Below are 12,816 nucleotides of genomic sequence, written 5' to 3' on the forward strand. Positions count from 1 at the left end.
GTAGTGACTGGTGTCACAGGTACACCCATATTATGAGCACACACTCACGATATAAGCAATGGGCCTCCGGCCCCGTGCGCCTTTCCGGTTGTTCCGGCAACCAGAAAGGCGCACGGGGGCCGAAGGCCCTGGAATACTCGACGCATGGTCGTGCTGGATCCGTTTGCGGTGGGACGGCCGACGGCCGCCGAGCGCAGAGCGTCGGAGGACTGGAGCGAGATCCAACTCTGGTCCGACCGCGTGTACATGCCCTATGTCGTGCGTCCGCTCGGTGCCGGGCTGTCACCCCGGTCGAGCATGTACTCCACGAAGATCGGCGACATCACCGTCACCCGGTTCTCCTACGGAATTCCCGTCTCGGTCGGCGACTTCTCGTCCGACGCCGGAAACGCGCTCGTTCTCACGACCATTCGGGGCAACGCCCGGCACCACCTCGACCACGACGCCACCGCGGACACACCGGTTGGTGACACGTTCGTCGCCGACTGCAGTCGCGTCGACTACCTCGTCGAGTTCTCGCCTGACCACGTCCAGCTCAATCTCACCGTTCCCCACACGCTGCTCGCTGACACGGCCGTGCGGTGGTGGGGATTCGACCCCGGAGATCTTCTCTGGCAACGCAAATGCGTCATCGGGGGCGGTGGATCCGGCTGGCAGGCGCTGCTCGGGTACGCCATGCGGACGACGGGAGAGCTACCCGGACACGCCACCGAGGGGCGCATCGGGCTCAACCTGCAGGAGTTGCTCGTCGGTCACCTGCTCACCGAATGGGCGGCCCGCACCGGAGTGGACCCGGACAGGTCCACCGGCCCGGCGGCGCCCGGCTATGTGCGGCACGCCGTCCAGTACATCCGGGAGTACGCCCGCGAACTGCCGACCGCCTCCGACATCGCCGACGCGGTGGGGGTCAGCGTCCGGACCCTGTCCGGGTCGTTCCGGAAGTACCTGGACACCACCCCGGCCGAATACGTGCGTGAGCAGCGGCTCCAGGGCATTCGGGAGGAACTGCTCACAGCGTCGCCGGGGGAGACCGTCGCCTCGATCGCCGGCGCGTGGGGATACGTCAACCTCGGCCTCTTCGCGGCCGCCTATCGTCGCCGGTTCGGCGAGAATCCGTCGCAGACCAGGGCCTTCGGCCCCGTGAGTGGTTGACGAGTCCAGAGACTCCTCAACCACTCACGGGCGGCGGAGCCGCCTACAGCTCCGCGCGGACCAGCTTCGCCGCGTCGACGAGGTTGCGCAGCGACGCCTCGACCTCGGCGGGACCGCGGGTCTTCAGGCCGCAGTCGGGGTTGACCCACAGCCGTTCCACCGGCACCGCCTTCAGCGCCTCCCGCAGCGACGCCGCGATCTCCTCGACACCGGGCACCCGCGGCGAGTGGATGTCGTACACGCCTGGGCCGACGCCGAGGTCGAAGCCGACGGCGTTGAGGTCGTCGAGGACCTCCATGTGCGAGCGCGCGGCCTCGATGGAGGTGACGTCGGCGTCGAGCCTCGCGATGGCCTCGATGACCTCACCGAACTCCGAGTAGCAGAGGTGGGTGTGGATCTGCGTCGAGTCCGAGACGCCCGACGTCGCGAGACGGAACGCCCCGACCGACCAGTCGAGGTACGCCGGCTGAGCCGCGGCCCGCAGGGGCAGCAGTTCGCGCAGCGCGGGCTCGTCCACCTGGACGATCCGGATGCCCGCGCCCTGCAGGTCCACCGTTTCGTCGCGGATGGCCAGCGCCACCTGGTTGGCGGAGTCGGCCAGCGGCTGGTCGTCGCGCACGAACGACCACGCCAGGATCGTCACCGGACCGGTGAGCATGCCCTTCACCGGACGCTGCGTCAGCGACTGCGCGTACGTGATCCATTCGACGGTCATCGGGTTGCTGCGGCGCACATCGCCGTACAGGATCGGCGGTCGAACGCAGCGGCTGCCGTACGACTGCACCCAGCCGTTGTCCGTCGCGAAGAACCCGTCCAGCTGTTCGGCGAAGTACTGCACCATGTCGTTGCGTTCCGGTTCGCCGTGCACCAGCACGTCGAGGTCCAGCTTCTCCTGCAGCGCAACCACATCCGCGACCTCGGCGCGCATCCGGTTCAGGTACTCGGCCTCGTCGATCTCACCCTTGCGCCGGGCCGCGCGCGCGACGCGGATCTGCGTCGTCTGCGGGTAGGAGCCGATCGTCGTGGTCGGCAGCACCGGAAGCGACAGCGCCGACTGGGCTTCCCGACGTTCCGCCGCGGGACTGCGCCCCGGATCGGACGCGGTGAGCGCGTCCAGCCGGGCACGGACAGTGGCGTCGTGCAGACGTGGGTCGGTGCTGCGGGTGGACGCCGCCGCGCGGGCGAGCGCGAACTCGTCGTCGACGGATTCGCGACCGCTGGTCAGTGCGGTCCCGAGTGTGACGACCTCGCGGACCTTCTCGGTGCCGAACGCCAGCCACGACCGCAGCGCCTTGTCGATGCCGGTCTCCGCGTCGAGCGTGTACGGGACGTGCAGCAGCGAGCATGACGTCGAGACGGCGAGCGAACCGGTGCTGCCCAGCAGGGTGCCGAGCGACGCCAGGGCCGCGTCCAGGTCGGTGCGCCAGATGTTGCGTCCGTCGACGACACCGGCGACGACGTGCTTGCGGGTCAGATCGGGAACCGTGGCGAGGGGGTCGGATCCGGCAACCAGGTCGATCGCGATCCCCTCGACACCGGTCGACGCGATCGCGGGAAGTGCGTCACCGAGGCTGCCGAAGTACGACGCGACGAGGATCGCCGGTCGCGACTCCAGCGCGGACAACCGGTCGTAGGCCCGCTTGGCCGCCGCGATCTCCCCCGGTGTGCGGTCGGCGACCAGCGCGGGTTCGTCGATCTGCACCCAGTCGGCGCCCGCGTCGGCGAGCCGACCGAGCAGGTCCGCATACAGCGGGACGAGTTCGTCGAGGCGGTCGAGGAGGGGTGCATCCGAGCCGACAGCCTTCGACAGCAGCAGGAACGTGACCGGACCCACCACCACCGGGCGGGCCGGAATGTCCAGGGCACGTGCCTCTTCGAGTTCGCGGAGCACCTTCGACGGGTCGAGGGCGAACGTCGTCGTCGGGGAGATCTCCGGCACCAGGTAGTGGTAGTTGGTGTCGAACCACTTGGTCATCTCGAGCGGGGCGACCGTGTCGTTGCCGCGGGCGGCGGCGAAGTAGCGGTCGAGGTCGCTCTCGATGCCGGCGACACGGTCGGGCAGTGCGCCGAGCATCGCCGCGGTGTCCAGCACATGGTCGTAGTACGAGAACGTGTTGACGGGCACGGAGTCGAGGCCGGCGTCGCGCAGGCTCGTCCAGGTCTGACGGCGCAGATCCCGGGCGAGCGCGTCGAGCGCTTCGGCGTCGAGGCGGCCGGCCCAGTACGACTCGACGGCCTTCTTCAGTTCGCGATTCGGACCGATGCGAGGTGAGCCCAGCACGGTCGCGGTGAAAGTGAATGTCACGGTATCTCCAGTTGCGTACGCGGTACGGCCACCGCCGGCACACGGGTACACCTCTCGAGCCCAGGGACGTGCTGCAGCGCGAGAAGGTCTACACGCCCAATCCACGAGGCGGTAACCGTCGGGCACGGCGTGCCCGACACAGTCGGCAGGTCTTCGGACTCACAGGCAGCCGGTGCGACATCGCACCGGACCTAGTGGCCGTCGCTTCCCAGGCGGTTGCCCAGTGCATGGTGACGGCGGTCGTTCCTGCTCACCGCTGCGGGACAGTCCCGGATTCTCACCGGGTTCCCTCTCACACGCGAACTCCGGGGAGTCCGACGTGCTTCGACGCCAGGTGCGGTCTTCGGGGCTCCTCACGACCGCGCCGGGCGAACCAGCTGCACCGGCCAGCATAGGCCTTCGGCCCGTGCGCCTTTTTTGTAGCCCCAACTACCAAAAAGGCGCACGGGCCCGGAGGGCCTACAGCCAGCCGTTCGACTCCGCAGCGCGGACGGCCTCGGCTCGGGTGCTGGCGCCGGTCTTGCCGATCGCCGAGGAGAGGTGATTGCGCACGGTACCTGCGGACAGGAACAGTGCGGCCGCGATGGAGGCGACCGGCGCACCGTCCCGCGCCGCCCGCAGCACGTCCGTCTCCCGGTCGGTGAGCGGCGATTCCCCGCTGACGAGACTGTCGGCGGCGAGCGCGGGGTCGACGACACGCAGTCCGGCATGGACGCGCCGGACGGCGTCGGCGAGCTGCCGGGCCGGGGTGTCCTTCACGACGAACCCCGACGCACCGGCCTGCAGTGCCTTGCGCAGGTACCCGGGACGACCGAACGTCGTCACGATCAGGACGCGGGTCTGCGGCATCTCGGCCCGCAGTGCCGCGGCCGCGGCGATTCCGTCCAGACCGGGCATTTCGACGTCGAGGAGCGCGACGTCGGGGGAGTGCTCGCGCGCCGCCGCGACGACCTCGTCGCCGCGCCCGACCTCCGCGACGACCGTGAGGTCCGCCTCCAGGTCGAGCAGGGCGGCGAGGGCACCGCGGACGAGTGCCTGATCGTCGGCGAGCAGCAGCCGGATCGTCACGAGGCCTCTTCCTTCAGCACGTGCAACGAGAACCCGCCGGGTTGCGGATGAGTGATGACGACCCGGGCTCCGGCGGCGGCGGCGCGCTCCCGAAGGCCCACCAGCCCGTTCCCGTGCACGGATTCACTACACCCGGCGCCGTCGTCGACGACGGTGACCTCGCGTTCGCCCACCGTGACCGAGCAGTACGTTGCGCCGCTGTGCCGGACCACGTTCGTGACACCCTCCCGGACGGTCCACGCGAACAACTCGCGCAGTCCGGTGGGTACCGACTCTGTGCTGTTCGGCAGCTCCGCCTCGATTCCGGCCGACCGCAACGCTTCCCCGGCCCGGGCGATCTCCACCGGAAGCGACAGCCCCCGGATTCCCTGCACGGCCTGCCGGACGTCCGCGAGCGCGTCGCGGGAAAGACGTTCCAGGTCCGCCACTTCGGTGCGGGCCCGGTCGATGTCGATGTCGAGGAGCCGGCCGACGAGTTCGGCCTTGACGGTGATGACGGTGAGGGAGTGCCCCAGGATGTCGTGGAGGTCGCGGGCCATCCGGGTGCGTTCCTCCTGCACTGCGAGCCGTTCGCTCGCTTCCCGTTCCCGGACCAGTTCGATGTTGCGGTTGATCAGCTTGGTCACGCCGAACATCGCGAACGCTGCCGCGCACACGCCCAGCGAGAGCCCGGTGCCCGACCCCCAGTCCAGCACCGTGGAGATCACTTCCACGAGAACTGCGACGGTCAGGGCGGTGATCCCGCCGAGCCACGCGGGGAACAGCATGACCGCGGAGACGGCGAGGAAGACGGCGGCGGACAGCCCCGACGACCCGACGGCGACCACCATGACGGCCGCGAGCCCGAACAGTGCCACCACGAGCGGCGCCGCCTGGTTCAGCGGTGGCCGAAACTCGTTGTGCGCGCGCCGGGTATGCGACCACCGGAACATCGCGAGGTACGTCACCGCGAATGCGAGCGTGGCGATCCACCCGATCCAGCCGCGGACGTGATCGCGGGCGGCCCAGCCGTCGAGGAACGGCTGGAACAGGAAGACCGTCCAGGCGGCGGCGAAAATGAATCCGAAACGGCCCCATCGTCTGGTCACGACGGGGCCGTCGGGGGTGGTCACGGCAGTCACGATACCGCCGTCACACTCGCTCGGTGTCGCGCTGGAACCGCCACGCCGCACCGCCGACGAAGATCGCCAGCCACACCGCGACGTTGAGGAGCCACGTCCACTGCATCGCGTCACCGGTGAGCGGCGCGTGCACCAGCTGACTCAGCCCGTACGTGGGCATGAACTGCGCGATCGACGCCCACACCGAACCGTCCTGCAGCGGCATGAACAGCCCGCCCGCGAAGCTGAGCACGGCGAGCCCGGGGCCGAGGATCTGCATGACGTTCTCGCTCGGCAGCAAGTACCCCATGAACAGGCCGAACGCGGCGAACACTGCGGATCCGAGCCAGGTGATCAGGGCCGTCGTGAACCACAGGGACGTGTCCATGTGGACCGACGTGAACGAGCCCACGAGGTAGACGACGCCGACGGCCCCGAGTCCGAGCATCATCGCGACGAGCACCTTGACGAAGATGTAGACCCCGGGGGACAGGGGGGTGAGCCGCAACTGCCGGCTCCACCCCGACGCCCGTTCCACCGACACCATCGCGCCGCCGCTCGTCGTCGCGATCATCGCGCCGTACAGCGCCATGCTGATCATCACGTACGCCGAGATGTTCCCGTTGCCTGCGCTCTCCCCCGAGTAGCTGGGGTTCAGACCGAAGATGAGGAAGAAGACGACCGGCATGACGAGAGTGATGATCATCGTGCGCCGATTGCGCAGCAGCCGGCGCAGTTCGAGCCCGAGAAGGGTGGTGTTGAGTCCGCCGAGCGGGGGAACGCGGCGGGGTGCGGTGAGGGTGGTCATCAGTTCGATCCTTCCGTGGCGGAGTCGTCGGAGGTGAGTGCGATGAACGCGTCTTCGAGTCCTCGGGAGACGATTTCGAGGTCGCAGGCAGGCGTCTGCGTGAGGAGGTGGCGGGCCACGGCGTCGGTGTCCGTCGAGTGGACGAGGACGCTGTCACCGCGCACCTCGATGCTGTCGGCGCCGGGAATCGCGAACAACTGTTCCCTGTCGGCGCCCGGGAAGTGGGCGCGAACCGTGCGTCCCGCGGCCAGTGCCTTCACCTCGGCGGCGGTGCCGTCGGCCACCACTTTTCCCTTGCGCACCAGCACGATCCGGTCGGCGTAGGCGTCGGCCTCCTCGAGATAGTGCGTCGCGAAGACCACCGTCCGGCCGCTGTCCGCGTCGGCGCGGATCGCCGACCAGAAGTCCCGCCTGCCCTCGACGTCCATGCCGGTGGTCGGCTCGTCGAGGATCAGCAACTCGGGATCGGAGAGCAATGCCATCGCGAACCGTAGTCGCTGCTGCTGACCACCGGAACACTTGCCCACCAACCGGTTTCCGAGATCGGCGATACCGGCCCGGGTGAGGACCTCGTCGACCGGCCGGGTGTCGGCGAACAGGCTCGCGGTGAGCCGGACGGTCTCCTCGACCGTCAGCTCCTTCAGGAGCCCGCCCGTCTGCATGACCGCCGAGACCAGCCCCTGCGCGATCGCGGTGCGCGGATCGGTGCCGAACACGGACACCACGCCGGCTGTGGGGCGGGACAATCCGAGGACCATGTCGACGGTGGTGGTCTTGCCGGCGCCGTTGGGTCCGAGGAACGCGACGATCTCGCCGGGCCGGATCTCGAGGTCCAGCCCCCGGACGGCGTGAACGTCACCGAAGTGCTTGTGGACGCCTCGCAGGCTGACTGCCGGAGCCGGCGACGCGGAGGCCTTCGTGGAGGTTTGGTGCTCTGTCGATGTCATGCATTCAGCGTGCGATCCGGACGGCCGCACACCCCCACACGTCCGTCACGACCTCACCGTGACAAATGTCAGGGGCCCGGGGTAGGTGTGGCGCCGATCGGGGGCAGCCGTTACTGTGGGCGCCATGCAGCGCGCATATTTCTGGTTTAGCAGGCCGGCCCCGGGTGGGCCGGTCGGCGTAACCACGCGCTGACTTCTTCCACCCCAGAGCCGGATTACAGACCGGCTCGCGGGAATCTCCACAGTCTTCGAGGGCCGGCCTGAGAACAGGAACCCGAACCCATGACTGTCACTCTCGACACCACTACCAGCAGTGATCGGCTGGACGACCAGCGCACCGTGAGCATCAGCCCGCTGGTGGCCCCGTCCGTGGTCCGTGCCGAGCATGCCCCCGACGACGTCGCGTCCGCGACCGTCCGCTCCGGCCGCGCCGACACGGTGAACGTGCTGAACGGCGACGACGATCGACTGCTCGTCGTGGTGGGCCCGTGCTCGGTGCACGACCCGGACGCCGCCATGGACTACGCCCGCCGGCTCGCCGCGAAGGCCGAGGAATTGCGCGACGACCTGCACATCGTCATGCGGGTCTACTTCGAGAAGCCGCGCACCACGCTCGGCTGGAAGGGTCTGCTCAACGACCCGCACCTCGACGGAACGTTCGACATCGACACCGGGATCCGCATGGGCCGCAAGCTGCTGCTCGACGTGTCCTCGCTCGGCCTGCCGGTCGGCTGCGAGTTCCTCGACCCGATCATGCCGCAGTACATCGCGGACCTCGTCACGTACGGCGCGATCGGTGCCCGCACCGCCGCCAGCCAGGTGCACCGCCAGCTGTGCAGCGCGCTGTCGATGCCGGTCGGGATCAAGAACTCGACGGAGGGCGACGTGCAGGTGGCGGTCGACGGCACCCGCGCCGCCGCGGCGAGCCACGTGTTCCCCGGCACCGACCTCGACGGGCAGGCCGCGCTGATCCGCACGGTCGGCAACCCCGACTGCCACGTCATCCTCCGCGGCGGCAGCGACGGACCGAACTACGACGCGGAGACGGTGGCGGACACGCTCGCCCGGCTGCGCAAGGGCGGTCTGTCGGAGCGGGTCGTCATCGACGCCAGCCACGGCAACAGCAGCAAGAACCACGAGAAGCAGGTCGACGTGCTGAACGACATCGCGGCCCGGCTCGAGGAGGGAGAGAAGGGGATCGTCGGTGTGATGGTGGAGAGCTTCATCGAAGCCGGTCGTCAGGACCTCACCCTCGGAAAGGCCGAGGACCTCACGTACGGCCAGTCCATCACCGACGCGTGCATCGACTGGAACACGACGGCGGCGCAGCTGGACCGTCTCGCCCAGGCAGTGGCCGCACGTCGGAAGTGATCACCGCACGCCTCTCGTGCGGAACTGCACGCTGATCCGCGGTCCGAGCGGGCGGGTGCTCTTCGGTACGCAATGCTCCCAGGTGCGCTGGCAGGAACCACCCATCACCAGCAGGTCGCCGTGGCCGAGCGAGTACCGGATCGAGTGCCCGCCGCCGCGCGGACGCAGCAGCAGCGGACGCGCGGCGCCGAGCGAGAGGATCGCGACCATGGTGTCTTCGGTGCGGCTCCGGCCGGTGTCGTCGCCGTGCCAGGCGACGCTGTCGGAACCGTCGCGGTAGAAGCACAGCCCGGAGGTGGCGAACTTCTCGCCCAATTCGGGTAGGTAGTGCCTGCTCAGGGCGTCGCGTGCCGCGACCAGCAGCGGGTCGGGGAGCCGCTCACCCTCCGGGTAGAACCGGACGAGGCGCGGGACGTCGACCACCCGGTCGTACATCTGGCGCCGCTCCGCCTTCCACGGCACCGTCTCCGCGAGGGTCGTGAACAGCTCGTCGGAACCGGTCAGCCACCCCGGACGCACGTCGACCCACGCTCCCGCCGTGAGCGTGCGACGCTGCACCGTCGACCCGAGCGCGCCCAGCTCGACACCGAACGATGCGTCGTCGAACAGTGAAGCCTGGAGCGCATACCGCGCATCCGCGGAAGTCATGCCGCCATGCTACCCGATTTTCGAACGTATGTTCACACGATTTTTCTCGAGGCGGCAGTCGCCACTCAGACGCACCCCTTCTTGGTTCGCGCACTCCTTTTCGGGCCCTGGAAGGGGTGCGGCTGCGAAGAAGGGGTGCGTCTGCACGGAAGCCCGGGGAACGGCGGCGGTTATTACCGCGGCACCGCCGGCTCGCGGTCGTCGCCGGTGTCGACGGTCGTCTTCTGCCTGCTCGGCCACCAGAAGGCGCGACGTTCGAGTGCCGACAGGCTCGGTACCAGCATCGGGGCCATCGCGAAGGCGGCGATGGCGACGCCGATCGCGACGCCGAAGCCGAGTTCGGCGAGGTTGGCCAGTCCGGTGAGGGTGAGGGAAGCGAAGGTCAGTGCCAGGATCAGACCGGCGGCGGCGACGGTGGGGGCGTCGTTGGAGACGGCGATCCGCGCGGACTCACGCGGGGTGTACCCGTTGCGGAATTCCTCGCGCAGTCGCGAGGCCAGCAGGATGTTGTAGTCGGTGCCGATCGCGACGACGAACAGGTAGAGCACGATCGGAATCGAGAAGTCGATCCCGTCGTAGCCGAGGCCGTGCAGGAACAGGAGCACCACGGCGCCGAGTGTGGCGACGAACGTGAGTGCCACGCACACCAGCAGGTTGAGCGGGGCCAGCACGGCGAGCAGCAGCAGGGCGAGAATCAGCGCGATCGCGACTGCGGCGACGGGGAACACGAGGCGCGTATCCGCCGCGAGTTGCGCGCGGACGTCGACGAACGTGGACGTCTGCCCTCCCACAACGACTTCCGAGCCGGGGACCGCGCCGTGGGCGGCGTCGCGGATCGGTCCCTCGACGAGGTCGAGGGACGCGTTCGAGTACGGGTCGTCGGCGAGTACGACGTTGACGAGCGCGGCGCGACCGTCCTGACTGGGTCGCGGCGGGGCGACCGAGGACACGCCCGGCACCTGTGTCAGAGCGGTGACGAGCGGGGTCAGCGACGCGGGATCGAGCGGCCCGGGAGCCACGACGTACACCTGGGTCGGGCTCAGCGCACCCGCGGGGAAGGATTGATCGAGGGTGTCGAAGGCCTGCTGTGACGGCGTGTCGGAGGGCAGTTCCCCCAGCGTGTTGTACGTCGACTTGTAGCCGGACACGAAGGAGGCGAGCGCGATCAACACGACGCCGATCGCGATGGCGAACACGGCTGGGCGGTGCCCGATCGCGGCGCCGATCGACGCGAACGGGGTGTGAGGGCTGTCGTGCCCCGGTCCGAGCGGCCAAAACAGGTGGCGTCCCAGCACGGTGAACACGGCGGGGATGAGCGTCAACGCCGTCACCAGCATGAGGGCCACGGCGACGATGAGTCCCGGCGCGAGCGTGGTGAGCGAGCCGAGTTTCGCCAGCAGCAGGGCGGCGAACGCGACGATGACCGTGAGCGCCGACGACGCCACGACGCGCCCGACGACGTCGGTGGAGAACACGAGGGCTTCTCGATGCATGTCGGTGGTGGACCCAGCCGCGGCCTGCTGCCGGAGACGTTCGCGATAGCGGAACAACAGGAAGACGATGTAGTCGGTGCCGACACCGAAGAGGACGACCACGAGGATGGATTGCAGCGACGTGCTGACCTGGAAGTCGAACAGATCGGCGAGCACGGCGGTCAGTCCGGTGACCACCGACAGCACCACGCCGATCACGAGAACCGGCAGGACGGCGATGACGGGGCTGCGGAAGATCAGGCCGAGCAGGGCGAGGATGACGATCACCGTGGCGATCGTGATGACCTTGTCGGCGTTGTCGTAGGCGGCGGTGGTGTCGACCTGAATGGCCGCGTTCCCGGTCAGCCCGCTCACGAGGCCGGTGCCGTTCAGTTGCTGCTCTGCGTCGCCCCGGATGACCGGCACGGCGTCGTTGACCTGGTCGTCGCCGGGTTGTCCGTCGAACACCACCTGCAGTGCGGCAGCCTTCCCGTCGGCGGACAGCGACGCAGGCGACCCTTGCACGCTCACCACCCCTGGGATCGCCGAATTCTGCAGCGAGGTCGCGAGATTCAGTGCCGTCTGCTGGTCGGCGGGTGAGAGAGGGGCGGCGTCGGCACGGACCACCACCAGGCTGCCGGTGGCACCGGACAGGCTCGGGAAGTATTCGTTGCCGACGGCCTGCGCCTCGGAGGACTCGAAAGTGCTGGGCAGGAACGTCTGCTGGTTACCGGTGGTGTAGTCGTCGAGACTCGGTGCGAACAGGATGACGGCTATTGCGGCGACTACCCAGGTCGCGATGACCTGCCACGGGTGTGCGACGACGGTGCGCGCGATGTAGGCAAACATCATTCCCCGTTCCGGGAGATGAAGGTTCGGCCGGCGCCCGGCCGGGCGGTCGAACCGTGCCAAGCCATCGTCGCATGCAGGGCGGCGCGAAGGCTATGGGTTTCACGGCATCGACAGACCGCGGCCCCGCTCCGACATCAGGGAGCGGGGCCGCGGTACGTCATGGTGCTCGTTACCGCAAGGGGGTGAAATCCCGGCTGCCGAGGTAGTCGGGGCGCGGCGCGGGCGCCGAGAACGGATCCGTCAGGGTGTTCTCGACACTGTTGAACACGATGAAGAGGTTGGACCGCGCGAACGGCGTGATGTTGCCGTTCGACCCGTGCATGCAGTTGGAATCGAACACGGTGGCGGAGCCGGCCGGTCCGGTCATCGTGGCGATGCCGTACTCGTTCGCCATCCGGGTGAGCGTCGGCTGATCGGGCGACCCGGTGGGGGGAACGTAGCTGACCAGCGATTCCTTGTAGTAGTCCTCGGGGGTCTCGCCGGCGCAGGAGACGAACGCGCGGTGCGATCCGGGCATGATCATCAGCCCGCCGTTGTGCCCGTAGTTCTCGGTGAGCGCGATCGAGATACTCGCGGCGCGAGGAGTGGGCATGCCGTCCTCGGCGTGCCAGGTCTCGAAGTCGGAGTGCCAGTAGAACGGGCCGCCGGTGAAACCGGGCTTGAAATTGAGTCGCGACTGGTGGACGTAGACGTCCGAACCGAGGATCTGCCGGGCGATACCCACCACCTCGGGGCGGCGGATGATCTCGTCGACGACGTCGCTGAGGCGGTGGACGTCGAACACGGAACGGACGGCGCCGTCGCCGTTCTCCCGTACGACGCGGTCGTCGCCGCGCAGCGTGTCGGTCTCGGCGAGGCGGGTCATCTCGTCGACCAGGTTGAACACGTCGCGTGGTGGGATGATCGACTCGGCGGAGTGATACCCGCGTGCGTCGTAGACGGCAATCTGATTCGCGGTGAGCGGACCGGAGCGGGTATCACCCCGTTTCCCGTCCGACCAGGTGACCGGATCCTGGCGGACGGTCATCGTGCACTCGTTGCGGTCCCTCGTGGGGTAGTTGTCGGCTACGGCCGTACGCATAACTCGTGTTTC

Annotated in this window: 10 protein-coding genes and 1 riboswitch; of the genes, 2 read left to right on the forward strand and 8 right to left on the reverse strand. The window is 68.7% G+C overall.

The annotated features are described in order from the left end of the window. The first annotated feature begins 144 nt into the window (after positions 1–144). On the forward strand, positions 145–1,152 hold the full coding sequence (locus tag ACLIVD_RS06465; RefSeq protein WP_283330704.1) for an AraC family transcriptional regulator: 1,008 nt from the start codon (positions 145–147) through the stop codon (positions 1,150–1,152). A gap of 43 nt (positions 1,153–1,195) precedes the next feature. Here the strand turns inward: ACLIVD_RS06465 and metE are convergent, their stop codons facing one another. From metE to ACLIVD_RS06490, 5 genes are all read right to left on the reverse strand, one after another. Then, a complete protein-coding gene (metE, locus tag ACLIVD_RS06470; RefSeq protein ID WP_491932141.1) occupies positions 1,196–3,457 on the reverse strand; it encodes a 5-methyltetrahydropteroyltriglutamate--homocysteine S-methyltransferase in 2,262 nt (753 codons plus the stop codon). 127 nt (positions 3,458–3,584) lie between these two features. Next, a riboswitch (cobalamin riboswitch) is annotated at positions 3,585–3,795 on the reverse strand. A gap of 121 nt (positions 3,796–3,916) precedes the next feature. After that, positions 3,917–4,525, reverse strand: coding sequence for a response regulator transcription factor (locus ACLIVD_RS06475; RefSeq protein ID WP_061043544.1), 609 nt, complete (start codon positions 4,523–4,525; stop codon positions 3,917–3,919). Then, entirely contained in the window at positions 4,522–5,646 is a 1,125-nt protein-coding gene (locus ACLIVD_RS06480) for a sensor histidine kinase (protein WP_491932142.1), read from the reverse strand. The genes ACLIVD_RS06475 and ACLIVD_RS06480 overlap by 4 nt, the downstream gene beginning before the upstream one ends. 10 nt (positions 5,647–5,656) lie before the next feature. After that, on the reverse strand, positions 5,657–6,433 hold the full coding sequence (locus ACLIVD_RS06485; protein ID WP_491932143.1) for an ABC transporter permease: 777 nt from the start codon (positions 6,431–6,433) through the stop codon (positions 5,657–5,659). Further along, positions 6,433–7,380: an ABC transporter ATP-binding protein gene (locus ACLIVD_RS06490; protein WP_491932144.1), complete on the reverse strand. Its 948-nt coding sequence runs from the start codon at positions 7,378–7,380 to the stop codon at positions 6,433–6,435. Before ACLIVD_RS06490 ends, ACLIVD_RS06485 begins: the two co-directional genes overlap by 1 nt. 282 nt (positions 7,381–7,662) lie before the next feature. Here ACLIVD_RS06490 and ACLIVD_RS06495 point away from each other — a divergent pair, with 282 nt between their 5' ends. After that, a complete protein-coding gene (locus ACLIVD_RS06495; RefSeq protein ID WP_283330709.1) occupies positions 7,663–8,751 on the forward strand; it encodes a 3-deoxy-7-phosphoheptulonate synthase in 1,089 nt (362 codons plus the stop codon). On the opposite strand, the gene ACLIVD_RS06500 is transcribed toward ACLIVD_RS06495, so the two are convergent. The 3 genes from ACLIVD_RS06500 to thpD form a co-directional block, all read right to left on the reverse strand. Then, positions 8,752–9,399 carry an alpha-ketoglutarate-dependent dioxygenase AlkB gene (locus tag ACLIVD_RS06500; protein WP_280778648.1) on the reverse strand — a complete coding sequence of 216 codons (648 nt, stop codon included), beginning with the start codon at positions 9,397–9,399 and terminating at the stop codon, positions 8,752–8,754. A 173-nt stretch (positions 9,400–9,572) separates the two neighbouring features. After that, on the reverse strand, positions 9,573–11,723 hold the full coding sequence (locus ACLIVD_RS06505; RefSeq protein WP_477954587.1) for an MMPL family transporter: 2,151 nt from the start codon (positions 11,721–11,723) through the stop codon (positions 9,573–9,575). Between the two features lie 169 nt (positions 11,724–11,892). Further along, positions 11,893–12,804 (reverse strand): ectoine hydroxylase, encoded by a 912-nt coding sequence (gene thpD, locus ACLIVD_RS06510; protein ID WP_477954585.1) that lies wholly within the window; start codon positions 12,802–12,804, stop codon positions 11,893–11,895. Positions 12,805–12,816: the final 12 nt, after the last annotated feature.

This window comes from Rhodococcus sp. G6(2025) (assembly GCF_058628105.1).